Here is a 23,181-nt window from a genome sequence, read left to right as displayed (position 1 = left end):
TGCCGCGACCCGAGATCGAGAACACGTCTTCAACCGGCATCAGGAACGTGCCGTCCACGGCGCGCTCGGGCGTCGGGATGTACGAATCCAGCGCAGCGGCCAGAGCCATGATGGCCTGTTCGCCCAGCTCGCCCTTGTCGCCTTCCAGCGCCAGCTTGGCCGAACCCTTCACGATCGGGGTGTCGTCGCCCGGGAAGTCGTACTTCGACAGCAGTTCGCGGACTTCCATTTCCACCAGCTCGAGCAGCTCGGCGTCGTCAACCATGTCAGCCTTGTTCAGGAAGACGATGATGTACGGCACGCCAACCTGGCGCGACAGCAGGATGTGTTCGCGGGTTTGCGGCATCGGGCCGTCAGCGGCCGACACGACCAGGATCGCGCCGTCCATCTGGGCGGCGCCCGTGATCATGTTCTTCACATAGTCAGCGTGGCCCGGGCAGTCAACGTGCGCGTAGTGACGCGCTTCCGTTTCGTACTCGACGTGAGCCGTGTTGATCGTGATGCCGCGAGCCTTTTCTTCAGGAGTCGCATCGATCTGGTCGTAGCCCTTGGCTTCGCCGCCGAACTTGTTCGACAGAACGGTCGTGATGGCCGCCGTCAACGTCGTTTTGCCGTGGTCAACGTGACCAATCGTACCCACGTTCACGTGCGGCTTGGTACGTTCAAACTTGCCTTTTGCCATGGCTGACTCCTGACCTGGATTGCGCTTCTGACTGAAGAAAAGAGGAATTAGTGGTGCCCATGGCGCGGATCGAACGCGCGACCTCTCCCTTACCAAGGGAGTGCTCTACCACTGAGCCACATGGGCAAATAAATCTTGGAGCGGGTGAAGGGAATCGAACCCTCGTCGTAAGCTTGGAAGGCTTCTGCTCTACCATTGAGCTACACCCGCGGCATACCCTTTCACCTTCTCTTTCCCAAACCTTTTCAATCCGAAGCCCTGGAAAACCTTACAACCTTCTTTGCGAAGGCTGCTCAGCTTTCTGAGCTTCACATTGTAAATCCAGGCAAACCGCGCCTGGATTTAGGAATGGGTCTCTGGTGGAGGAGGTTGGATTCGAACCAACGTAGGCGCAAGGCCAACAGATTTACAGTCTGCCCCCTTTAACCACTCGGGCACTCCTCCAGAGGAGAATTCGAGATTATGAACACTTTCAAATCCGCTGTCAAACGCTTCGGACGAAATATTCAAAATTCTTCTTCAACCACCGCAGCGTTTCCGCGCAGAGGGGGCGAAGCTTACAGGTTTCCGCGAATTGCTGCACGGAAAAGATCGGAATACTGCTCGGGCGTGTAGTTGACGGGGTTGGTGCCGGCCGAAGGATCCTCGGCCGCCATGCGCCCTATTCGTTCGGCCTGAGCCTCGTCGATGCCGATTTCGGCCAGGGTATGCGGAATGCCCACGGTCTCGCGCAGGCGCAACACCCAGTCCAGCACCGCGCCAGGGCCGGAATCCGGCAGATCCAGATAGCGCGCCAAGGCCTGCAGCCGCGGCGCCACCGCGTGTTCGTTGGCTTTCAGCACATACGGCATGAGGATGGCGTTGAGCATGCCGTGATGCGCGTCGTACAGCGCGCCCAGCGGGTGCGCCAGCGCATGCATGGCGCCCAGCCCGCGCTGGAATGCCGTCGCGCCCATGCTGGACGCCACCAGCATCTGCAGGCGCGCCTGCAGGTCATCGCCATGGGCGACCGCCTGCGGCAGGTACTCCTTCACCAGGCGCATGCCTTCGATCGCGATGCCCGCCGCCATGGGATGGAAGAACGGCGAACAGTAGGCCTCCAGATTGTGCGACAGCGCGTCCATGCCCGTCGCCGCCGTGATCTTTGGCGGCAGGCCTACCGTCAGTTCGGGGTCCAGGATCACGACCGAGGGCAGCATGCGCGCATGGAAGATGATGCGCTTTACTTCAGCGGCCTCGTCGGTGATGACGGAGGCGCGCCCGACTTCGGAACCGGTGCCCGCAGTGGTCGGCACCGCCACCACCGGCGCCATGCCGGCCACGTCGACGCGCAAGTAGTTGTCGCCGATGTCCTCGAAATCCCATAGCGGCCGCGTCTGGCCCGCCATCAACGCAATGGCTTTGGCCGCGTCCAGCGCAGAACCTCCGCCGAATGCGATCACGCCGTCGTGGCCGCCCTGCTTGTAAGCACGCACGCCGTCGTCGACGTTGCGGCCCGTGGGGTTGCCTTTGATTTCGTGGAACAGGCCGCACTCCAGGCCGGCGTCACGGCAGCCCTGCACGGCGCCCGCGACCATGGGCAAGGCGGCCAGCCCGGGATCCGTCACAAGCAATGGCCGCGCCATGCCCAGCCCGCGGCACAGCGCCGGCAATTCCTTGATGCGGCCAGGGCCGGCCTTGATGGCCGTGGGATAGTTCCAATTAACGCTGGGCAAGGTCATGGTTGGTTTCCTGATGGCGCCGTGTCAGACGCTGCGCAGATGGAAGGATTTGGCTTGCGTGAGCTGTTCGTAGCCGACAACCGACAGGGACACGCCGCGGCCGGAATTCTTGACGCCGGTCCAGGCCAGCGCGGGATCCAGGTAGTCGCAGCGGTTCATGAAAAAGGTTCCCGTGCGGACCTGGCGACCGATATGCAAGGCCGCTTCCTCGTCCTGCGTGAAGGCCGCCGCCGTCAGGCCATAGGGACTGTCGTTCATCAGACCGATGGCTTCCTCGTCGCTGTCTACCGCCATGATTCCGACGGCCGGCCCGAAGCATTCATCGCTCATGATGCGCATGCGGTGATCGACCTGCGTGAGCAACGCCGGCGCGACATAAGGCGAGCCTATGCTCGCTTCCTTGAAATGCGAGCTATCAATCATATTCCTGGCGCCCGCCGAAACCGCTTCGTCGATGATGGCCCGGATCTCGGTGGCGGCCTTGGCGCGCACGACCGGGCCCAAGGTAGTGTCGGCGTGCAGCGGATTCCCCAGGACATAGCCGCGCGTCAACTCAACGGCGCGATCGACGAATTCATCGTATCTGGTGCGCGCCACGTAGATGCGCTGGATGCCGCAGCAGGACTGGCCCGAATTGAAGTACGCGCCGTCCACCAGGGTTTCGACCGCGTGTTCGATCTTGGCGTCGGCCCGCACATAGGCCGGATCATTGCCGCCTAGCTCCAGGCCCATGCCGATAAAGCGCCCCGCCGCGCTTTCCTCGACCGCATGCCCTCCGCGCACGGACCCGGTGAACGACACGTAGCCGATCTCCGGCGCGCGGAGCAGCCGGTGCACGATGTCGTGGTTGGCATGCAGATACTGGAATACGCCTTTGGGCGCCCCGACCTCGCGGAACGCGCGTTCGATAAATTCCGCGCACAAGGGCGTCTGGTCGGAATGCTTGAGGATGACCGTATTGCCCGCCATCAGAGCGGGCACGATGCTGTTCACGGCCGTCAATAAGGGGTAGTTCCACGGCGCGATGGTCAACGCGACACCTATCGGCTCGCGGCTGATGAAGCGTGTGAAACCGGTTTGCTCCGGTACCTGGATGGGCGCCAGCGCCTCGCCCGCGATGGCGATCATGTGACGGGCGCGCGCCTCGAAGCCTGCCACTTCGCCCGGCGTGTAGCGCAATGGCCGTCCCATCTGGATGGTGATGGCGCGCGCGATCTCTTCCTTGGCGGCAACGAAGCGGTCGACGGCCGCGGACACGATGCGCCCCCGCTCCTGCACGCCCAGCGCCTGCCACGCGCCCTGCGCGGCTTGGGCGTCAGCGAGTGCCTGCGCGATCTGCGCCTCGCTGGCATAGGGTCGGCGCACGACCTCGCGCCCGTCGATGGGACTGATGGTGATGAGTTCCTGGGTCATGTCTGCCCTGCGCAAGCGATGTGGTTTGGATTCAGATGATTTCGAAGTAGCGCGCCAGTTCCCAATCGGTCACGTGGCGGCGGAACTGCCGTTCTTCCCATTCGCGCGTGGCGGCGTAGTGTTCGACGAAGGCATCGCCGAACAGATGCCGCGCGGCCTCGGATTCGCGCAGCCGCTGCGCGGATTCCCACAGCGTGGTGGGCAGGCGCAGATGCGCTGGAAACTGCTGCGTGTAGGCATTGCCCTGCACCATCGGCTCGGGTTCCAGGCCCTGTTCGATGCCATACAGGCCCGAAGCCAGGGCGGCGGACAAGGCCAGGTAAGGATTGGCGTCGGCTGATCCGATGCGCACCTCGACGCGCTGCGATTTGTCGCTGCCTGGAATCAGCCGCAGCGCGGTGGTACGGTTTTCCATGCCCCAGGTGGCATCCAGCGGCGCCCAGTACCCGGGCACCAGGCGCGAATAGCTGTTGATGGTCTGCGCATACAGGGCCATGAATTCCGGCAGGTAGCGCTGTACGCCGGCCATGAAGGAGGCTTGCGTCGCGCTCATGCCATGCGGCCGGGATTCGTCGTAGAAGGCGGAGCGGTTGGTCTTGTGATCGCGCAGCGACAGATGGATGTGGCCGCTCTGGCCGGGATGATCATGCGACCATTTCGCCATGAAGGTCGCCATCAGCCCGTTCTGCTGCGCCAGCGCCTTGGTGAAGGTCTTGAAGAGAAAGGCCTTGTCGCCCGCGGCCGCGGCCAGGTCCACCGCCAGCGCCGCTTCCAGCACGCCGGGCCCCGTTTCGGTGTGCAGGCCTTCGATGGGCATGTCCATGCGTTCGCACATGTCCAGCAGCTTGCGGTAGAAGTCGCCCTCGACCGTGCTGCGCAGCACCGAGTAGCCGAAATTTCCCGGCGTCCAGTTCTCCATGTTGCGGTAGTTCTTGGCGCGCACGGAATGCGGCGTTTCGCGGAACATGAAGAACTCGTACTCCAGCGCCGCATAGACGTCATAGCCCATGCCGGCGGCCCGGTCCAGCGTCCGGTGCAACAGGCGCCGCGGACAGATGGCGCCCGCGTCGCCTTCGAATTCCGCCAGGAACAGCAGCATGTCTTCGCCGCCCGGTCCCTGCTCCAGCGGCAGCCTGCGGCCGCTTTGGGGGATGATCCTGAGCTTGGCATCGGGATAGGCCGTGTGCCAACCCGTGTACTTGGTGTTGTCGTACAGCTGGTCGTCCAGATCCCAGCCGAACACCACGTCGCAAAACGCCAGCCCCGAGCGCAGCGCGCCCAGGAACTTGTCGCGCCGCAGGTATTTGCCCAGCATGACGCCGTCGACGTCGGACAAGCCTACCTTGATGTGCGAGAGCTGGCTGGCTTGCACCAGCCGCTCCGCGTCTTCCACCGTTGCTACCCCTAGTGCATGCATGCTCTTTCACCTTGTGACTGAAGCGTTGCGTTGGACTGCGGGCGGGCGGCGCGGCGTTCAGGTCATGGCCGCCCCCAGCACCCGCATCGCCTGGCGATGCAGCTGCGGCGTGGCGGCCGCGACGACGCGGCCCTGCGATTCGAGACTGAGCGGCTGCCCCGACCAATCGGTAATGACGCCGCCCGCCCCTTCGATCACGGGCATCAGCGCCAGATAGTCATACGGCTGCAGGCCGGACTCGACCACCAGGTCGACGTGTCCGCTGGCCAGGAGGCCGTAGCTGTAGCAATCGCCGCCGTAGCGGCGCATGCGCGCGGCCTGCGTCAGCGCCTCGAAGGCGGCCAGTTCCGCGCCGGCAAAGATGTCGGGCGAGGTGGCGTACAGAATGGCCTGGCGCAGTTCGGCGCAAGCGCTGGCGCGACAGGCGGCGCCATTCAACTGCGCGGCCGCGCCTGCCGCACCGACCCAGCGCTCATCCAGCATGGGTATGTCGATCACCCCGAGCACGGGCTTGCCCCGATGCAGCAGCGCCAGCAGCGTGCCCCACAGCGGGTTGCCGGAAATGAAGGCGCGCGTGCCGTCGATGGGATCCAGCGACCACACGAATTCGGCTTCGGCATGCGAAGCGCCGAACTCCTCACCAAAAATGCCGTGCTCGGGATAGTGCTGGGCGATGGCCTCGCGCAGGGCAGCCTCGACTTCGCGGTCAGCCTGCGTGACCGGGCTTTCGTCCGCCTTGGTGTCCACGTCCAGCGGATGCCGGAACCACTTGCGCGACAAGGGACGCACGCGGTCCGCCAGCGTTTGGGCGAACGAGGAGTACGCGGCCAGCTGCTGCGCGGATAACGGCGGTGAAGTTTGCATCGATGAGCTCCAGGCGTGGCGCGGGAGGATGCGCCTACGCCAAAAAAACCCTTGAATACTGGTTTTTCCAGTCTAGACACGTTGCCACAAATTTGCAAACATACATAAAACTGCAACTTGCCGGATTTGTTGCAGAAGGCTGTCCAACTACGTAGCTCGCCACCGTTGCCGTGTATTCCAACCGGAGTCCCATCATGCAATGTATGAAGAAGCTTAGCCTTGTGGTTGCAGTAATTTCCCTAGGTTGGACGCAGGCTCACGCCGGCGCCATCACCGTCTACACCGCCCTCGAAGAAGACGAAATCGCGGCCTACCTGAAAGCCGCCAACGCCGCCATGCCGGACGTGAAGGTCAACGTGCTGCGGCTGTCCACCGGCGATCTGGGCGCGCGCCTGATCGCCGAGGCTTCCAACCCGCAGCAGGACGTGATCTGGGGGTTCGCCGTCAGCAACATGCTGGATCCGCGCCTGCAGAACCTGCTGGAGCCGTACGCGGCCAAAGGCATGGACGCCCTGCCCGCGCAGTACAAGGGCGCCGACCAGAAGTGGTTCGCAGCCACTGGCTACGTGGCCGCATTCTGTGTGAACACGGACAGGCTCAAGTCCAAGAACCTGCCCATGCCGACCTCCTGGGAAGACCTGACCAAGCCCGTCTACAAGGGCGAAATAGTTATCCCCAGCCCCGCGGCCTCGGGCACCGGCTATCTGCAGATCGTCGCGCTGCTGCAGGGCATGGGCAAGGAGAAAGGCTGGGCGCTGCTCAAGGACCTGGACAAGAACGTGGCGCAGTACACGCCGTCGGGCTCGCGCCCCTGCAAGATGGCGCGCGCCGGCGAGTACGCCATCGGCGTGTCCTTCGCCTTTCCCGCCATGCAATCCATCGAGGAAGGATTTCCCATCAAGATGGTGATTCCGTCCAAATGGGTGGGTTACGAGCTGGAAGCTTCGGGCCTGATGAAAACGGCCAAGAATCCCACCGACGCCAAACGTTTCCTCGATTGGACGCTATCGGCGCAAGCGGGCGGCCTGTACAGCAAGTACAAGGAACTGGTGACCATCCCCGGCGCCACGCCCAACAAGGCCGCCGAAGCCGCCGGCCTGCCCAAGGACCTGACCGCCGTGCTGTACCCCGTGGACTTCCCCAAGTCCGCCGCGGAACGGGACGCCACCATCAAGACCTGGCAGGAAACCATCAAGCGTTGACGGTGCCGCGGCCGGCGCACAGCCGGCTGCCGCCTGTCCTGGAGACGCCATGTATCTGGAATTGCGCGGAATCCGCAAGACGTTCGATGCGTCGGTAGCGCTGCAAGACATCGACCTGTCCGTGGGCGAACATGAATTCGTCTGCCTGCTCGGCCCCAGCGGCTGCGGCAAGACCACCTTGCTGCGCATCGTGGCGGGCCTGCTGCCCTTTGACCGCGGCACCATCACGCTGGGCGGGCGCGACCTGAGCGCGCTGCCGGCGCGCAAGCGCGGCTTCGGCATCGTGTTCCAGTCGTATTCTCTGTTCCCCAACATGACGGTGGCGCAGAACGTGGGTTACGGCCTGCGCATCCGCGGCGAATCGCGCGAACGCATCGGCGCGCGCGTGAAGGAACTGCTGGCGCTGATCAAGCTGCCCGAGCATGCCGAACGCTATCCGCATCAGCTGTCCGGCGGCCAGCAGCAGCGCGTTGCGCTGGCGCGCGCGCTGGCGGTGGATCCGGCGCTGATCCTGCTGGACGAACCGCTGTCCGCGCTGGACGCGCGCGTACGCACCGACATGCGCGCCGAAATCCACGACGTGCAGCGGCGCCTGAAGATCCCCACGGTAATGGTGACGCACGATCAGGAGGAAGCGCTGACGCTGGCCGACAAGATCGTGTGCATGAACGACGGCCGCATCGAACAGGTAGGCTCGCCGTCAGATCTGTACCTGCGCCCGCGCACCCGTTTCGTGGCGAACTTCGTGGGCCTGAGCAATCTGCTGCCCACCGACTGGGTACGCGAGGCCATGCCCCAGCTGATGGCGACGCGGCCCGAGGGCGCCAGCGAGCGCTACGAGGCCTGCCTGCGGCCCGAGAACCTGCGCATCGCCGCGGACGATCGCGGGCCTGGCCGTGTGCAGGACATGACGTTCATGGGCAACCTCACCCGCCTGCGCATCGCCTGGCAGGGACGCGAACTGCTGGTGGAGCAACATGGCGCCGCCGGCCTGTCGCGCGGCGCCCCCGTACGGCTGGACATGGAGCCGGGCCAGTGCGCCTGGGTCAGCGTATGACGGATCGCGCCACGCAAACCGGAGCCGCCGCTTGAGCGCCGCCCACGCCAGCCCGGCCATCGCGGCGCCAACCGGCCGCGCCCCCTGGTCCGCCGACCGCGTGCTGCTGTGGAGCTGCGTCGGCATTCCACTTGCCGGCCTGGCGCTGTTCTTCCTCTATCCGCTGGCGACCGTGGCGTGGCGCAGCCTGGTCGAGAAAGACGGCTCGGTCGGCCTGGGCAACTATGCCGAGGTCTTCGCCACGCGCGGCGTGCTCACCGCCACGCTCAACAGCCTGGTCATGAGCACCGCCACCACGGTGGTGAGCGTCGGGCTGGGCTTTGCCATCGCCTATGGCCTGGATCGCAGCTGCATGCGCGGCAAGGCCGCCGTGCGGCTGGCGCTGGTGCTGCCGCTGCTGGCGCCTTCGCTGGTTCAGGGCCTGGGACTCATTTTCCTGCTGGGCCGCAACGGGCTGGTACACCGCTGGACGGGCTGGGAGATCGATATCTACGGCTTCTGGGGCCTGTTGATCTCCAACGTGTTCTACGCCCTGCCCCAGGCCGTGCTGATCCTGCAGGCGGCCCTGCGCAACATGGACGCGCGCTACTACGACGCGGCCGAAGTCATGGGCGCGTCCGGCTCGCGCCAGTTCTTCGACATCACCCTGCCCAACTGCAAGTTCGGCCTCCTGAGCGCAGCTTTCGTGGTGTTCGTCATCACGATTACCGACTTCGGCAACGCGGCCGTGATCGGCGGCAATTACCGGGTGCTGGCCACGGAGATCTACAGCCAGGTGTCCGGGCAGATGAACTTCGGCATGGGCTCGGTGGTCGGCATCCTGCTGTTGCTGCCCTCGCTGATTTCGGTGCAGATCGAACGCGTCGCCTCGCAGCGCCAGTTCGGCTCGGCCTCGCCCAGCGGATTGCGGGTCACGCCGCAGCCGGCTCGCGGACGCGATGCGGCGTTCACCGCCGGCGTGCTGCTGGCCAGCGGCACCATCATCCTGACCGTGGCCACGGTGATCTTCGCCAGCTTCATGCGGCTATGGCCCTATCGCATGGAATGGACGCTGAAGCATTACGACATCACGGTCAGCGGCGGCTACACGCCGCTCTGGACGTCCTTGTACCTTTCCCTGGCGGCGGCAGGCGGCGGCGTACTGCTGCTGTTCTTCCTGAGCTTCGGGGTGTGCCGCATTCCACGCGCGTGGGCCAAGCTGGTGTACCTGGTCTCGGTGCTGCCGGTGGGAGTTCCTGGCCTGGTGCTGGGCTTGTCGTACATCTTCGCCTTCAACGCCCCCGGCACGCCGCTGTATGCGCTGTATGGCAGCGCCGCGCTGATCGCCTTGTGCAACTTCTACCACTACCACACGCAGGGTTTCCTGACGATGATGACCGGCATGCGCGCCGTGCCGCAGGCGCTGGAGGAGGCGGTCAGCTGCCTGGGCGGCGGCACGCTGCGGGTACTGCGCGACGCGGTGCTGCCGCTGATCGGCCCGACCGTGCTCGGCGTGTTCTTCTTCCTGTTCATGCGGTCCATGGTGACGTTGTCAGCGGTGATCTTCCTGGTCACGCCATCCGTGAGCGTGGCGCCCGTTTCCGTCCTGCGCCTGGACGAAGCGGGGTTCGTCTCGCAGGCTGCCGCCTATTCAACCCTTATCATGCTGGTCGTGGGGGGCTCCCTGCTGGCATTGCGCGCGCTGATCGCCGCAGCCGCGCGGCGCCGGACATAGATTAGGAAACATCGGACATGTGGCAAGAAGAGCGGTATCAGAGAATCCGCGCCCTGCTGTCTTCATTGCAGCAGGTATCGACCGACCGTATCGTCGGCGAACTAGGGGTGTCGAGGGAAACAGTCAGGCGTGACCTGCTGGAACTGGAGGCCATGGGCGAATTACGCCGGGTGCACGGCGGCGCCGTGCCGGTGCACAGCGAGCCGCCCATCGCGGAACGCGTGCATACGCGCGTCAAATACAAGCGCGCCATCGCGCGCGCGGCCGCGGGGCTGGTATCCAGCGGACAGACCCTGTTCCTGGACGCCGGCAGCACCACCAGCGTGCTGGCCGACGAACTGGCCAAGCTGTCGGGCCTGACCGTCATCACCAACTCGTTCGACGTGGCCTTGAAGGTAGGCGCGGCCGGCAATGGCGCGAACCAGCTCATCATGCTGGGCGGCTCCGTGGGCGGCCCCGTCTGCGCCACGGCTGGCGACATCACGATCGCCGAGATCCACCGCTATCGCGCGGATCTGGCGCTGCTGTCGCCGGTGGGCGTGGACGCCGAATTCGGCGCCACCAACTACGACCTGCGCGAGGCCGAGGTGGCGCGCGCCATGGCGGCCAGCGCCAAGCAACTGGTGCTGCTGGCCGACTTCAGCAAGATCGGCTTGTGCAGCCGCGTGTCGTACTGCAGCGCGGACCGCATCGACCACCTGGTCACCAACACCAGCGCGCAGAAGTCGCCCGCCTACGCCGCCTTGAAATCCGCCGTCGGCAAAATCCTGGCGGTGTAGCGCAAGCGTCGGCCACGCGTCAGTCCAGCGACACGCCCGCAGTTTTCACCATGTCGGCCCAGTACACGGTGTCTTCCTGCAGCCGCGTCTTGAATGCGGCGGGCTGGCTGCCCACCGCCCAGCTGCCGCCGCTGTTGATCTTGGCGATCACGGCGGGCGATTTCATCGCCTGCCCCACTGCTTGCGCCAGGTAGGCGATGCGCTCGGGCGGGGTGCCGGCGGGCGCGAACAGTCCGTACCAGTCATCGGCGGTAATGCCCTCCATGCCTGCCTGCTTGAGTGTGGGCGCCCCCTTGAAGATGCCGATGCTGTTCTCGTGGCTGAGCGCCAGGATGCGCAGCTTGCCGGCGGCGACCATGGGTTCGGCCGAGGCCGGTGAAGTTATCAACATGTCCACCGTGCCTCCCATGAGATCGGTGATGGCGGGCGCTGCACCGCGATACGGCACATGCACCAGTTTCACATCGGCCTTCTGCGACAGCAGCGCGCCCATCAGATGGCTCATGGTGCCGTTGCCGGGCGTCGCATAGGTGACCACGCCGGGCTGCTTGCGCGCGGCGTCCAGATAGTCGTTCAGCGTGCGGTACGGGCCCTCGCTGCGCGCCACCAGCACCAGCGGCGCGGAAGTGATCTGCGAGATGGGCGTGAAGTCCTTGACGGGATCAAAGCCCACGTTCTTGTACAGGCGCGGATTGACGGCCATGACGCTGGTCTGCGACATCACCAGGGTATAGCCATCGGGCTTGGCGCGCGCCACCTGCGCCGTGCCGACGTTGCCGCCCGCGCCCGAGCGGTTTTCCACCACCACACTCTGGCCCGTGATGGCGCCCAGTTCCTGCGCGATCAGGCGTGCGACGCCGTCATTACCGCCCCCCGGAGGAAACGGCGACACGACCGTGATGGCCTGCCTGGGATAGTCGGGTAGAGGCGCGGGCGCCTCGGCGTGGACGACCGTCCCCCACAACAAACCGGCCAGCGCCGCGGCAGCGGCCTTGCGTATGTGCGATGCATGGTGCTTCATCTGAGTTCCCCTTGTGATTGGCGGCCGGATACTCGGCCGTCCTTTGCATTCCGGTTCGGCATGAACCGTCCGCACCCCGGCCGTGCAGGCCGGGGCGTACTTTTCGGATTGATGCGTCTGCTGTGCCGCGAGGCCGGATCAGGCGAGCGCGGCGGCTCCGGTGTCAGCGGGCCGGAAAGCGGTAGCCCGCCAGTTCGCGTTCGTCGATCTGCTTGACCAGATTGGTCTCCCAGGCCAGGTACTGGCGCGCGGCGGCCTTGTTGCCGTCGTGGCGGTCATGCACAAAAAACAGATAGTCGATGCAGTCGGCGTCGGCGGGCTCGGCCGGCGTGGACGCCAGTGCGATGCCCTGCGCGGCCCAGCCGGAGGGATCTCCGGTGTTGGCACGGATGTCGTTCACTCCCAGCGCCCGCAAGTCCTGCGCGGCCCAGGCGGCCAGGGCCGCATCCTCGGCCAGCAACACTACCGGACGCGTGGCGTCCAGGGGCAGGCTGGCGAGACGCGGGCGAATGGACCAGCGCGCGCCTGCAATATGGCCGGCGCGATAGCGCATGCTGGGACGAAGATCGATCAGTTGCGCGCCCTGCGCGCGCGCGGCTGCAAGCTGCGCATCATCCAGCAAGGGCAAGTGCGGCGCCAGCGCCTTTTCCACAGGGTTGTCCAAATGCGCCTGCACGCCTTCTCGCAGCACGCTGGCGTCCCAGCCCATCTGCCGCAGCCAGCTGGCGACCACCGGCGCGCGCACGCCTTCGGCATCGAACACGACGATGCGCGCGCCGCGCACGGCCAGGTACTGGTCGGTGGCCTGGATCAACTGGCCGCCAGGCGTGTGCTGCGCACCGGGCAGCGAACCTTGCGCGTGCTCTTCGGCGCTGCGCACATCGCACAGGAAGGTGCTGCGGTTCTTGTCGCGCAACCATGCTTGCACCGCTTGCGCACTCACCGTAGGCACGCCATGGCTTTCGGCCAGTCGCGCGGAACGCTGTGCCAGCGCGGGCAGGTCTTGTGGTGCAACGCCATCGTCGTAGCGGCGGCGCGCGCCGTGTTCAAGCTGCAGATCCTCGAGGTACCAGCCTTGCGTGCCGTTCTCCAGCGCGTAGACAGGATTGGGCACGCCCAGGTTGATCAGCGTCTGCGCCCCGATGATGCTGCGTGTGCGGCCGGCGCAGTTCACCACAATGGTGGTCTGCGGATTGCTCGCCAGCGCGTGGGCGCGCAGCGCCAGTTCCCCGTTGGGGCAGCAGATGCCGCCCGGGATGCTCATCTTCTGGTATTCCGCATAAGGCCTGCCGTCCAGCACGATCAGGTCGTCGCCGCGGCGCTGGCGTTCGGCCAGGTCGCGCGCGCCGATACGCGGGGTGTGGAAAACTTCTTCGGCCAGTTCGCCGAAGGTTTTGCTGGGCACGTTCACGCCCGCGAAGACGGCATAGCCGTCGCGCTGCCATTGCGCGATGCCGCCGCTCAGGCGATGGACATTGCAGTACCCAAGCGCTGTCAAGGCCTGCGCGGCGCGCGCCGCCGTGTCATCGGCGCCGCCGTTGTCGTAGAGCGCGATGCGCACATCGCGCCGCGGCGCCAGGCGCACGATATCCACCTCCAGCCGGCTGTAGGGCACGGGCGCGGCGTAGAACAGATGGCCCTCGCCATACTGGCCATGCTCGCGCACATCCAGCAGCGCGATTTCAGCGCCATCATGCAGCCATTGCTTGAGCGTGTGCGGATCGATGTCGATGGCGGACGGGTCTTGAGTGGGGAGCATCATGGTGTTCAGCGAAGACGGAGAAAGTCGGGATAGCGCTTGTTTCAGGTCGGCAATGAGGTCGTCGGGGTCCTCCAGGCCCACATGCAGGCGCAGCATGGCGCCGCGCGGCTCGGGATCCGGCAAAGACCGCGCCGCGGCAAGATTCACGGGTATCACCAGGCTTTCGAAACCGCCCCACGATGCGCCGATGCCGAATAGCTGCAGGCTGTTGATAAGTCGCTCGACGGCGTCGACGCCGACCGCGCCGGCGAACTCCACCGTCAGGAGGCCATTCGCGCCGGTGCAATCGCGCTGCCACAACGCGTGGGAAGGATCGCCGGGCAAGGCCGGACACAGGACACGCGCCACTTCCGGACGGCTCAACAGAAAGTCCGCCACACGCAAGGCGCTGCGGGCGTGCTGCGCCATGCGCAAAGGCAGCGTGCGCATGCCGCGCAGCACCAGATAGGCGTCATCGGCGCCAACGGTCTGCCCCAGATCCACGGTGGCGCGCTCCAGCGCATTCCAGGCCCGTGCATTGGAGATCACCGCGCCCATCATCACATCGGCATGTCCGCCCAGATACTTGGTGGCCGCCAGGATCGAAATGTCGGCGCCCAATGTCAGGGGTTGATGCAGCAATCCGGAGGCCCAGGTGTTATCCACAGCCAGCCAGCAATCATGCGCGCGGGCCAAAGCGGCCAACGCCGGCAGATCTGGCATCTCATAAGTCAGGGAGCCCGGCGACTCCGCGTAGATCATGCGGGTTTGAGGACGGATGAGCGCTTCGATGCCCGTGCCGTCGGGTTGGTAGTACGTATACGCGATGCCCAGCCGCGCCAGATGTTCCGCGCAGAAGCGGCGCACGGGCTCGTACACCGCATCCGTGATCAGTACATGGTCCCCGGCGCGCAAGTAAGCCAGCAGCACGGTGGCGATGGCGGCCTGGCCGGTGGGATACAGCTTGGCGCGATAGCCTTCTTCCAGCTCGACCAACGCGTCTTCGAGCGCGTGCGTGCTATCGGTGCCGCGCGCGCCGTAGGACGGCAGGCGTTCCTGGTCGCGGCGGCTGCGCGTGTCGCGCCAGGCCTGCACACTGTCGAAGACGTAGGTGCTGGCGCGCGTGACGGGCGTATTGACCCAGCCGCGATGAGGGCGGCCGGCGCGCAGGAGGCGCGTGGCGGACCGATAGGGCTTGTCCATGATCAGCGGCGCGTCTGCACGCCGATCGGCATGACTTTGCAGGTGCCGGCTTGCAGATCGAACGCCAGGCGTTCGGTCAGCGTTTCCAGTGCGCGGCCGTACATGTGCAGGTGGCGGATGACGCTGTCGCCCTGGATTTCCACGGCGTGGATATCGTCCGGCATCAGCGCGATGCCGGTGCCGGGGCCAACCACCACGGTGCCGGTCTTTTCGAGCCGGCCCACGCCGGGCACGGAGCCGTCGTCGCTGCGGTCATAGACGTAGTTGTATTCCACGCCTTCCACGGCCGCGATACAGGCCCAGGTCGTGTGGTTGTGTGGAACGATCTGCTTGCCGGGACGCATGACGTTCAGATAAAGCGCGTAGCTTTTGTCGGCGTCCTCGGCGATCAGGTAGCGGGCCTGGCGTTCGCCGTCTTCCGGCGCGGGATAGCGGTCGGCTGCCCACCAGTCGGTGTGGCCGGCCAAGCCGATCAACTCGTCCAGTACGGTCTGGAGACTGTCTCGGTTCAGCCCCTTATTTCCTACAGTTTTTTTAATATTTCCGATGGCGTTAGCGATGCCGGCTTGGTGAGGATGTGCGTTGCTCACTTTACGTTTTCCCTATTTTCATGAGTTATGCCATTGAATGTATCCCCCCTGCTGGCGTGGAACAATTTAAATTGCCTTAAGATTCCATTAGCGTCGCTAATACTTTCTACACACCCATGCGCAACCTGGATCTGGACCTGCTCCGCACGCTGACGGCCATCGCCCGGCACGACACCTTTTCGGAAGCCGCCAACCGCCTGCACAAGACACAGTCCGCCGTGACGCAGCAGATGCAGCGGCTGGAATCCCTTATCGGCCAGCCCTTGTTCGAAAAGCAGGGCCGCAACAAGGTGCTTTCGTCACATGGGCGGCGTCTGGTGGAATACGCCCGCCACATGCTGGCCATCAACGATGAGGCGCTGCGCGCCCTGCAGGACGGGCCGTTGGAAGGCGACCTGAAGCTGGGCGCGCCGCTGGACGTGGCGGACTCGATCCTGCCCACGCTGCTGACGCACATCGCGCGCTCGGCGCCGCGCGTGAAACTGGAAATCCGCACGGATCGCAGTCCCTTCCTGATGGACGCTCTGCGCGCCGGGGAGCTCGACCTGACGATATCCACGCGCTTCGACCAGGACTTCGAGGGCGTGGCGCTGCGCACTTCGCCCACAGTGTGGCTGGCTTCGGCCGACTACGTGCACGACATGCATGCGCCAGTGCCGCTGGTGCTTGCCGACGAGCCCAGCATCTTCCGCCGGCTGGCGCTCACGGCCCTGGAACAGGCGCGTGTGCGCTGGCACACCAACTATGTGGCGCCGACGCTGGTGGGGATAAAGGCCGCGCTGCGCGCCGGCTTGGGCGTCACTGCGCGCAGCGTGGAGCTGCTGGGGCCGGAAATGCGCGTGTTGGGTGAAAAGGAAGGATTGCCGCCCTTGCCCGACGTGACGTACTTCCTGTGGATAAGGCCTGACCTGATAAATCCGCTGACACGACAGGTCTACGACATGCTCAAGACCAGCCTGGGGCTGGCTCAGCAAGGCGATGCGGCGGCCCAGCCGCCGCGCATCAATAGCGGTCGAACAGATCCTGCAGGGCTGCCGGATCGCGCGTGACGGATAGGCCCAGCATCAGCAGGATGCGGGCTTTCTGGGGGTTCAGGTCGCGCGCGGCAACAAACCCCAGACGGGCGTCATCCAGTTCGACGTCGCGCGCCACGAACCCGCTGCCCGTGCGGCTGGACCGCACGACCGCCACGCCGTTGGCCGCGGCGCGGCTCAGGCTTTCAATGGCCAGATCCGTAGCGTTGCCGTCGCCGACGCCGGCCAGCACGATGCCATCGGCGGCATCGGCCAGGAAATCGATCAGATCGCCCTGCAGGTTGGCATGGGCATAGACAACATCCACGCGGGGCCAGCGGGCCTTTTCCAGCAATGCGAGTGAAAACTTGCTTTCAGTGGTATGCGTCGTGGTGTTGCGCGAATAGAAGCATGGAACACCGCCGTGCATGACTCCGGCGCGGCCGCGATTGGGCGACGCGAACGCGCAGAGGCCGGCGCTGGCGATCTTCTGGATCTCGCGGGCGTAGTGCACATCTTCGTTCATGACGACAAGCGGCCCGCGGCCACGCGCCTCGGGATGGCGCGCCAGCGCCACCGCGTTGTACAGATTGGCCGGGCCTTCGGCGCCCAGCGCGGTGGCCGGACGCATGGCGCCCACCATCACTACGGGCTTGTCGTGGCGTATCACCAGGCTCAGGAAGTACGCCGTTTCTTCCAGCGTATCCGTGCCATGCGTGATGACGATGCCCGCCACCGAGGCGTCGCGGCTCAGCGCATCCACGCGCTCCGCCAGCGCGCGCCACACGGCGTGCGTCATGTTCTGGCTGCCAACGTTGGCGACCTGCTCGGCGCGGATCTCGGCGATGTTCGCCAGTTGCGGCACGGCGGCCAGCAAGTCACCGACGGAAAACGAGCCTGCCTTGTAGCCGGCGGAGGTCGCGTCAGCCTGGGCGCCGGCGATCGTGCCGCCCGTCGCCAGTACCGCGATGACAGGCAGCGCGCGCTCAGGCATCCACTACCCCGGACAGGCCCTGGCGCTCGAGCAGGGAATTCAGGTGTTCCCAGCCATGGAAGTCGATGACGATCTGGCCCTTTTCCTTGGCGCCCACTTTCAGCGCGACGCGCGTACCCAGATGGTCGGACAGCGCCTCTTCCAGGCGGGTCAGGTCGCGCGACACGCCGTTGGCCTTCTTCTTGGGCGCGGCGGACGACTCGGTTTCCTTGGCGGTCTTGGCGACCAGCTTTTCGGCTTCACGCACCGACAGGCGGCGCGCGATGATTTGATTGGCCAGCTGGATCTGCGTGGCCGCATCAACGGCGAGCAGCGCGCGGGCATGGCCCATGTCCACGTCGCCCGCCAGCAGCATGGTCTGCACGGCCGCCGCCAGGTTCAAGAGGCGCAACAGGTTGCTGGTGGCCGAACGCGAACGGCCGATTGCTTGCGCGGCCTGCTCATGCGTCAAGCCGAATTCATCCAGCAGCCGGCGCACGCCCTGCGCTTCTTCCAGCGGATTCAGGTCTTCGCGCTGGATGTTTTCAATCAACGCCATGACGGCCGCGTTCTCGTCGGCCACTTCACGCACCAGCACCGGCACTTCCTTCAGGCCCGCAATCTGCGCAGCGCGGAAGCGCCGTTCGCCGGCGATGATCTCATAGTGGCCGGGCGCGGCTTCGCCCAGTGCGCGCACAAGAATGGGTTGCATGATGCCTTGTGTGCGGATCGATTCGGCCAGTTCGCCCAAAGCGCCCTCGTCCATGCGCGTGCGCGGCTGATACTTGCCGGCGCGCATCTTCGAGACGGGCAAGGTGGACGGCGGACCCTCGGGCTTGGCGGCGGCAGCAGCCTTGCCGATGTTCTCGATGGCTGGCGCGTCGGCGCCGAGCAAGGCGTCCAGTCCGCGGCCCAATCCCTTGGGTTTCTTGGTGGCCATAATTAAATCCTCTTTCCTTCTGTTTTTGTATCCCGAGCCTGGCTCAGGCGTCCGTCTGCTCGGCGGGCAGGCGGTACCAATACGCGTAACAGTCTTTGAAACCGTAGCGGCCATACAAGGCGCGCGCGGCGGTATTCTCCGGCTCAACCTGCAAATAGGCTGTCGTGGCGCCGCCGGTGGCGCCTGTTGCCAACAAGTGTTCAATCAGGGCGGCTGCGTAGCCTTTGCGCCGCTGCCCCGGGTCCGTGACGATATCGAACAGGCCCAGCAAGTCACCGTCGCGGACAGCCAGGCCCGCGGCAACGCACTGCCCCGCCGCGTCCGTTGCCAGCACCGGCGAGATATCCACAGCCAGTCCTTGCAAGCGCGTCCGATGTTCGGCGATGTGTGCGGATTCCGAGTTGCGCATTGCCCCGACCGCCGCCGCGAAGCGCCCGGTATCGACAATATTGAAAAGCAGATCGCCCCGGACGCTGGGCCTGGGAGCGAGCGGCATGCACATGACTCGGGTCTCGTCGGTAAAGGTATAACCGCGGGACTCCAGTTCGGCGTCGAGGGAAAAATCGGGACCGATGGAGGTAATGCGCAGCACCATGGGCAAGCCATGGCGCGCATACAACGATGAACAATACGCCAGCCGCTCGTCCAACGGACGTGTGGATAACCCCAGCACATTGATACTGCGCGCGCGCTTGGCCGACGAGGGCGCGAACCGCACCAGCCAGCCATCGAAAAGCACCTGCGCGCCGACCGCGGTCGCGTTCAACGCTGCCTCTTCCAGACGCGTGCGCAGGCTGTCGCGCGCATCGATGCGCGGCGTACCGGGGACTGGCATTTCGGTCTGGGAAAAGAGCGGGACGGCGGACATGGTTGTGGCCTACTTCAGATCCTTCTTCACGCGCTCGATCATTTCAGCGCCAAACGAGATGTAGGCCTGCGCACCGCGCGAGCCGCGGTCGTACACCACGCCAGGCATGCCGTAGCTGGGGGCTTCGGCCAGACGCACGTTGCGCGGCACCACGGTCTTGAAAACCTTGTCGCCGAAATGCGCCTCTAGTTGCGCGGAGACTTGCTGTTGCAGGGTCATGCGCGGATCGAACATGACGCGCAACAATCCAATGACGCGCAGATCGTCGTTGATGTTCCGGTGCACGCGCTTGATGGTATTGACCAGGTCGGACAGGCCTTCCAGCGCGAAGTACTCGCACTGCATCGGAATGATGACGCCATGGGCGGCGGCCAGGCCGTTCAAGGTAAGCAGCGACAGCGTGGGCGGGCAATCGATCAGCACGAAGTCGTACTGCGTGGCGACCGTGTCGATCGCGGCCTTCAATTGGCGCTCGCGTTGTTCCATCTGCACCAGGTCGATCTCGGCGCCGGACAGTTCGCGGTTGGCGGGCAGCACGTCGTAGCCGCCAGACTCGGACTTCACGCGGGCCTGCTCGATGTTGGATTCACCGATCAGCACCTGGTACAGGTTCGACTCGAGCGAGTTCTTGTCGATGCCGCTGCCCATCGTGGCATTGCCTTGCGGGTCCAGGTCCACCAGCAGCACACGTTGGTTGTGCGTGGCAAGGCCCGCCGCCAGATTGATGGCGGTCGTCGTCTTGCCCACACCGCCCTTCTGGTTGGCAATGCAGAAAACGCGGGCGGAGGTGCTGGGGGGTATGTTCTTCATAGGGTTCCTTGACTACGGCGCATCCAGATCAGGCAGCGTTCGGCCTGCAATTCAGGCACGCGCAACGGCTGGATGTGATCGACTTGCCATTCTCCGCGCGCATGCAGCGCCTGTATTTCGTCCTCGGGGACCTTGCCCTTCATGGCGACGAGGGTACCATCGTTGCGTACATGGCGACCTGCGAGTTGCGCAAAATCGTCCAAGGAAGCGAAGGCGCGCGACGTCACGATGTTGCACTCGGCCGGAGTCAGCGTTTCAATGCGCGCGTGGCTGGCCTGCAGATTGGGCAAGGCCAGCACGCCACTCATCTGCCGCACGAAGGCCGTCTTCTTTTCAACTGCGTCCACGCAGGTCACCGACCAGTGGGGCCGCATGATCGCCAGAACGACGCCTGGCAGGCCGCCGCCCGATCCGACGTCGTAGACCTTGGCCGGCGTACCAGAAGCGCCCAGCGCCTCGCTGAACGGCCCCACGGCGGCCAGGCTGTCGAACAGGTGCTGGATCAGCATCTGCTGCGGATCGCGGATGGCGGTGAGGTTATAGGTCCGGTTCCAGCGCTGCATCTGCGACAGATAGTTCAGCAGCTTGGCCATCGTGGCGGCATCGGCCTCCAGCCCCAGTTGCTCGCAGGCGCGAGACAGGCGGCCGGCCATGTCCGCGCCGGCCGTATCGGCGTGCGCGCTCATGCCGCTTGCTTGCGCGAGCCGTAATGCAGGCGCTTCAGATGGATCAGCAGCAATGAGATTGCAGCGGGAGTGACGCCGGAAATGCGCGCGGCCTGGCCGATGGTTTCCGGGCGATGCGCCTTGAGCTTCTGGCGCACTTCAAACGACAGGCTGGTCACCGCGTCGTAGTCGACATCGGCAGGTATGGCCTGTTGTTCATGCGCGATCTGCTTCTGGACTTCAACCTGCTGGCGGTCGATGTAGCCGGCGTACTTCACCTGGATCTCGACCTGCTCGGCCAGCACTTCGTCTTCCATCACCCCGGGGCCGGCCAGGAGCGAGCCGTCGGCATTGCGGGCAGCCATCAAGGCTTCATAGGAAACATTGGGTCGTTTCAGCAGATCTGAAAGTGAGTACTCACGTTCAATTGCCTTGCCCAGCAGCGGTTCCGCAACTTCGGCGGGCAGTATACGCGGATTCACCCAGGAGGATTTCAAACGTTCGACTTCCGCGGACACCGCGTCGCGCTTGCGATTGAAGGCATCCCAGCGGGCGTCATCCACGATTCCCAGGCGGCGGCCGATTTCGGTCAGACGCAGGTCGGCATTGTCTTCGCGCAGGCTAAGCCGGTATTCGGCCCGGGACGTAAACATGCGGTACGGCTCAGTCACGCCACGCGTGACCAGGTCGTCCACCAACACGCCCAGATAAGCCTCGTCGCGGCGCGGAGTCCATTGCTCGCGCTCCAGCGAGAACAGCGCGGCGTTGACGCCAGCCAGTAGCCCTTGGGCGGCCGCTTCTTCGTAGCCGGTGGTGCCGTTGATCTGTCCGGCAAAGTACAGGCCCGTGATCGCCTTGGTTTCCAGGGTGCTCTTCAATCCACGTGGATCGAAGTAGTCGTACTCGATAGCGTAGCCGGGGCGCAAGATGTGCGCGTTTTCCAGGCCGGGCAGGGAATGGATCAACGCCAGCTGCACATCGAACGGCAAACTCGTCGACACGCCGTTCGGATAAACCTCGTGGGTATCCAGCCCTTCCGGTTCCAGGAAGACCTGGTGCGACTCTTTGTCGGCAAAGCGATGGATCTTGTCTTCGATGGACGGGCAGTAACGCGGCCCCACCCCCTCGATCACGCCGCTGTACATCGGCGAGCGGTCCAGGCCGCCGCGGATGATGTCATGGGTACGGGCGTTGGTATGCGTGATCCAGCAAGGCAGCTGGCGCGGGTGCATGGCGACATTGCCCATGTAGGAAAACACGGGAATCGGATCCAGATCGCCAGGCTGCTCTTCCAGGATGCTGTAGTTGATCGAGCGGCCGTCGATGCGCGGCGGCGTGCCGGTCTTCAAACGTCCTTGCGGCAAGGCCAGTTCCTTCAGGCGTTGCCCCAGGGAGATCGCAGGAGGGTCGCCGGCACGGCCGCCCGAATAGTTCTGCAGGCCCACGTGAATCAGGCCGTTCAGGAACGTGCCTGCGGTCAACACCACGGACTTGGCGCGAAACTTCAAACCGATCTGGGTAACGGCGCCGACCACACGGTCGCCCTCCACCATCAGATCCTCGACCGCTTGTTGGAAGAGCCAGAGGTTTGGCTGGTTTTCCAAGCGGCCACGGATGGCCTTGCGATAGAGGACGCGGTCAGCCTGGGCGCGCGTAGCGCGGACTGCTGGTCCCTTCGATCCATTAAGGATGCGGAATTGAATCCCGGACTCATCCGTCGCCAAGGCCATCGCGCCGCCCAGGGCGTCGACTTCTTTGACAAGGTGGCCCTTGCCGATCCCGCCAATGGAGGGATTGCAAGACATTTGACCTAGGGTTTCGATGTTATGCGTCAGCAGCAGCGTCTGGGCGCCGGTGCGGGCAGCAGCTAGCGCAGCTTCGGTGCCGGCGTGGCCGCCACCGACGACGATGACATCGAATTCGCGGGGATAGTCCATGATGGGGGGAGGTAAGAGAGAGCGTTCGGTGCTCATTATAGAGGCAGGGATTGCATGTTTCACGTGAAACATGCTTCGGTGCAGCAAGAACCTGATAAAGCCGAAAGCGCCGTCGGCAAAAAACAGCTTCACAGACTTCTAAGGCATGAATATGTCGGCAAGTGCCACTGCTTTGCCGCGCCATGTTTCACGTGAAACGTCGTACTTATCTGGCCCAGTCACGTCCTTACTGCTGCATTACCGTTCCTCAAAGTACCCCTTTGCCTTGCGCTTACCCGCCCGTTGCCCTCAATTCGCCATATGCGAGTACGGGTGAGTGAGGTATGTTCCACGTGAAACATGTCGGATCTCCGTGGTGTCGCCCGCGTATATGAACACCCTATTTCCTGCCTAGAGTGATTCGTCCTCTCGCCCATATGCTGAATCCCCGGATGTTCCACGTGAAACATCCCCCCCTACCGCGGCATGGAGAGCTCGTTCGGCTGGTAAAGTGGCCGCGCTCAATACCAATCACGATTGCATACTCCAACTACAGTCCAACCACGACCAAGCGTCGCATGTCATATCGTCA

The 23,181-nt window shown here is 64.7% G+C and carries 19 protein-coding genes, 3 tRNA genes and 1 pseudogene; 5 read left to right on the top strand and 18 right to left on the bottom strand.

The window, feature by feature from the left end; genetic code table 11:
* The 8 genes from IB257_RS27610 to hisN form a co-directional block, all read right to left on the bottom strand.
* Window positions 1-682: GTP-binding protein (locus tag IB257_RS27610; RefSeq protein WP_192493121.1), on the bottom strand; the 682-nt coding region annotated here is incomplete at its 3' end.
* 51 nt (window positions 683-733) lie between these two features.
* A tRNA-Thr gene (locus IB257_RS27605) sits at window positions 734-808 on the bottom strand.
* A 10-nt stretch (window positions 809-818) separates the two neighbouring features.
* Window positions 819-892 (bottom strand) — tRNA-Gly (locus IB257_RS27600).
* Window positions 893-1,039: 147 nt separating this feature from the next.
* Window positions 1,040-1,126 (bottom strand) — tRNA-Tyr (locus IB257_RS27595).
* A 113-nt stretch (window positions 1,127-1,239) separates the two neighbouring features.
* Window positions 1,240-2,403 carry an iron-containing alcohol dehydrogenase gene (locus tag IB257_RS27590; protein ID WP_119449754.1) on the bottom strand — a complete coding sequence of 388 codons (1,164 nt, stop codon included), beginning with the start codon at window positions 2,401-2,403 and terminating at the stop codon, window positions 1,240-1,242.
* Window positions 2,404-2,427: 24 nt separating this feature from the next.
* Window positions 2,428-3,816: an aldehyde dehydrogenase family protein gene (locus tag IB257_RS27585; RefSeq protein ID WP_192493120.1), complete on the bottom strand. Its 1,389-nt coding sequence runs from the start codon at window positions 3,814-3,816 to the stop codon at window positions 2,428-2,430.
* Between the two features lie 31 nt (window positions 3,817-3,847).
* The gene (locus IB257_RS27580; RefSeq protein ID WP_054455860.1) at window positions 3,848-5,233 is read right to left on the bottom strand and encodes a glutamine synthetase family protein; all 1,386 of its coding nucleotides are present in this window, start codon (window positions 5,231-5,233) and stop codon (window positions 3,848-3,850) included.
* A gap of 57 nt (window positions 5,234-5,290) precedes the next feature.
* On the bottom strand, window positions 5,291-6,097 hold the full coding sequence (gene hisN / locus IB257_RS27575) for a histidinol-phosphatase (RefSeq protein WP_119449756.1): 807 nt from the start codon (window positions 6,095-6,097) through the stop codon (window positions 5,291-5,293).
* Window positions 6,098-6,291: 194 nt separating this feature from the next.
* On the opposite strand from hisN, the gene IB257_RS27570 reads away from it, so the two are divergent.
* From IB257_RS27570 to IB257_RS27555, 4 genes are read left to right on the top strand one after another with little or no spacing between them, the layout of a single operon-like run.
* Window positions 6,292-7,299: an ABC transporter substrate-binding protein gene (locus IB257_RS27570; RefSeq protein ID WP_119449757.1), complete on the top strand. Its 1,008-nt coding sequence runs from the start codon at window positions 6,292-6,294 to the stop codon at window positions 7,297-7,299.
* A gap of 49 nt (window positions 7,300-7,348) precedes the next feature.
* Window positions 7,349-8,356 (top strand): ABC transporter ATP-binding protein, encoded by a 1,008-nt coding sequence (locus tag IB257_RS27565; protein ID WP_119449758.1) that lies wholly within the window; start codon window positions 7,349-7,351, stop codon window positions 8,354-8,356.
* Between the two features lie 31 nt (window positions 8,357-8,387).
* Window positions 8,388-10,070, top strand: coding sequence for an ABC transporter permease subunit (locus IB257_RS27560; protein WP_119449759.1), 1,683 nt, complete (start codon window positions 8,388-8,390; stop codon window positions 10,068-10,070).
* 17 nt (window positions 10,071-10,087) lie between these two features.
* A complete protein-coding gene (locus IB257_RS27555) occupies window positions 10,088-10,849 on the top strand; it encodes a DeoR/GlpR family DNA-binding transcription regulator (RefSeq protein ID WP_054455856.1) in 762 nt (253 codons plus the stop codon).
* Window positions 10,850-10,868: 19 nt separating this feature from the next.
* Here the strand turns inward: IB257_RS27555 and IB257_RS27550 are convergent, their stop codons facing one another.
* The 4 genes and pseudogenes from IB257_RS27550 to IB257_RS27535 all read right to left on the bottom strand — a co-directional run bounded on the left by IB257_RS27550 (window position 10,869) and on the right by IB257_RS27535 (window position 15,404).
* Window positions 10,869-11,870, bottom strand: a complete 1,002-nt coding sequence (locus IB257_RS27550) for a tripartite tricarboxylate transporter substrate binding protein (protein ID WP_192493119.1) — start codon at window positions 11,868-11,870, stop codon at window positions 10,869-10,871.
* 163 nt (window positions 11,871-12,033) lie between these two features.
* Window positions 12,034-13,632 (bottom strand): rhodanese-like domain-containing protein, encoded by a 1,599-nt coding sequence (locus IB257_RS27545; protein ID WP_370540132.1) that lies wholly within the window; start codon window positions 13,630-13,632, stop codon window positions 12,034-12,036.
* Between the two features lie 36 nt (window positions 13,633-13,668).
* Window positions 13,669-14,814 (bottom strand): annotated as a pseudogene (gene metC / locus IB257_RS27540) (cystathionine beta-lyase); the annotation flags it as partial.
* A gap of 2 nt (window positions 14,815-14,816) precedes the next feature.
* Window positions 14,817-15,404, bottom strand: a complete 588-nt coding sequence (locus tag IB257_RS27535; protein WP_054455852.1) for a cysteine dioxygenase family protein — start codon at window positions 15,402-15,404, stop codon at window positions 14,817-14,819.
* A gap of 116 nt (window positions 15,405-15,520) precedes the next feature.
* On the opposite strand from IB257_RS27535, the gene IB257_RS27530 reads away from it, so the two are divergent.
* Window positions 15,521-16,453 (top strand): LysR substrate-binding domain-containing protein, encoded by a 933-nt coding sequence (locus IB257_RS27530; RefSeq protein WP_054455850.1) that lies wholly within the window; start codon window positions 15,521-15,523, stop codon window positions 16,451-16,453.
* On the opposite strand, the gene IB257_RS27525 is transcribed toward IB257_RS27530, so the two are convergent.
* From IB257_RS27525 to mnmG, 6 genes are read right to left on the bottom strand one after another with little or no spacing between them, the layout of a single operon-like run.
* Window positions 16,407-17,411, bottom strand: coding sequence for an asparaginase (locus tag IB257_RS27525; protein WP_192493118.1), 1,005 nt, complete (start codon window positions 17,409-17,411; stop codon window positions 16,407-16,409). The genes IB257_RS27530 and IB257_RS27525 overlap by 47 nt on opposite strands.
* A complete protein-coding gene (locus IB257_RS27520; RefSeq protein WP_054455848.1) occupies window positions 17,404-18,330 on the bottom strand; it encodes a ParB/RepB/Spo0J family partition protein in 927 nt (308 codons plus the stop codon). Before IB257_RS27520 ends, IB257_RS27525 begins: the two co-directional genes overlap by 8 nt.
* Window positions 18,331-18,373: 43 nt before the next feature.
* On the bottom strand, window positions 18,374-19,198 hold the full coding sequence (locus tag IB257_RS27515) for an N-acetyltransferase (protein WP_175160081.1): 825 nt from the start codon (window positions 19,196-19,198) through the stop codon (window positions 18,374-18,376).
* 9 nt (window positions 19,199-19,207) lie between these two features.
* On the bottom strand, window positions 19,208-20,008 hold the full coding sequence (locus IB257_RS27510; RefSeq protein ID WP_054455845.1) for a ParA family protein: 801 nt from the start codon (window positions 20,006-20,008) through the stop codon (window positions 19,208-19,210).
* Entirely contained in the window at window positions 20,005-20,694 is a 690-nt protein-coding gene (rsmG, locus tag IB257_RS27505) for a 16S rRNA (guanine(527)-N(7))-methyltransferase RsmG (RefSeq protein ID WP_175181602.1), read from the bottom strand. The genes IB257_RS27510 and rsmG overlap by 4 nt, the downstream gene beginning before the upstream one ends.
* The gene (mnmG, locus tag IB257_RS27500) at window positions 20,691-22,610 is read right to left on the bottom strand and encodes a tRNA uridine-5-carboxymethylaminomethyl(34) synthesis enzyme MnmG (RefSeq protein WP_054455843.1); all 1,920 of its coding nucleotides are present in this window, start codon (window positions 22,608-22,610) and stop codon (window positions 20,691-20,693) included. The genes rsmG and mnmG overlap by 4 nt, the downstream gene beginning before the upstream one ends.
* Window positions 22,611-23,181: the final 571 nt, after the last annotated feature.

It is taken from the genome of Achromobacter sp. ACM03 (assembly GCF_014851665.1).
GTDB lineage: Bacteria > Pseudomonadota > Gammaproteobacteria > Burkholderiales > Burkholderiaceae_B > Achromobacter > Achromobacter aegrifaciens.
Note: the sequence above shows the minus strand (reverse complement) of the source record. Positions and strands in the feature narration are given on the sequence as shown.

What these genes read in the sequence shown, in the direction of transcription:
- IB257_RS27565 (WP_119449758.1), top strand. Translation starts at nt 7,349, where the DNA reads ATGTATCTGGAATTGCGCGGAATCCGCAAGACGTTCGATGCGTCGGTA.
- IB257_RS27515 (WP_175160081.1), bottom strand. Translation starts at nt 19,198, where the DNA reads ATGTCCGCCGTCCCGCTCTTTTCCCAGACCGAAATGCCAGTCCCCGGT.
- IB257_RS27520 (WP_054455848.1), bottom strand. Translation starts at nt 18,330, where the DNA reads ATGGCCACCAAGAAACCCAAGGGATTGGGCCGCGGACTGGACGCCTTG.
- IB257_RS27550 (WP_192493119.1), bottom strand. Translation starts at nt 11,870, where the DNA reads ATGAAGCACCATGCATCGCACATACGCAAGGCCGCTGCCGCGGCGCTG.
- IB257_RS27585 (WP_192493120.1), bottom strand. Translation starts at nt 3,816, where the DNA reads ATGACCCAGGAACTCATCACCATCAGTCCCATCGACGGGCGCGAGGTC.
- IB257_RS27545 (WP_370540132.1), bottom strand. Translation starts at nt 13,632, where the DNA reads ATGATGCTCCCCACTCAAGACCCGTCCGCCATCGACATCGATCCGCAC.
- IB257_RS27510 (WP_054455845.1), bottom strand. Translation starts at nt 20,008, where the DNA reads ATGAAGAACATACCCCCCAGCACCTCCGCCCGCGTTTTCTGCATTGCC.
- IB257_RS27530 (WP_054455850.1), top strand. Translation starts at nt 15,521, where the DNA reads ATGCGCAACCTGGATCTGGACCTGCTCCGCACGCTGACGGCCATCGCC.
- IB257_RS27555 (WP_054455856.1), top strand. Translation starts at nt 10,088, where the DNA reads ATGTGGCAAGAAGAGCGGTATCAGAGAATCCGCGCCCTGCTGTCTTCA.
- IB257_RS27580 (WP_054455860.1), bottom strand. Translation starts at nt 5,233, where the DNA reads ATGCATGCACTAGGGGTAGCAACGGTGGAAGACGCGGAGCGGCTGGTG.
- hisN (WP_119449756.1), bottom strand. Translation starts at nt 6,097, where the DNA reads ATGCAAACTTCACCGCCGTTATCCGCGCAGCAGCTGGCCGCGTACTCC.
- IB257_RS27525 (WP_192493118.1), bottom strand. Translation starts at nt 17,411, where the DNA reads ATGCCTGAGCGCGCGCTGCCTGTCATCGCGGTACTGGCGACGGGCGGC.
- rsmG (WP_175181602.1), bottom strand. Translation starts at nt 20,694, where the DNA reads ATGAGCGCGCACGCCGATACGGCCGGCGCGGACATGGCCGGCCGCCTG.
- IB257_RS27570 (WP_119449757.1), top strand. Translation starts at nt 6,292, where the DNA reads ATGCAATGTATGAAGAAGCTTAGCCTTGTGGTTGCAGTAATTTCCCTA.
- IB257_RS27590 (WP_119449754.1), bottom strand. Translation starts at nt 2,403, where the DNA reads ATGACCTTGCCCAGCGTTAATTGGAACTATCCCACGGCCATCAAGGCC.
- mnmG (WP_054455843.1), bottom strand. Translation starts at nt 22,610, where the DNA reads ATGGACTATCCCCGCGAATTCGATGTCATCGTCGTCGGTGGCGGCCAC.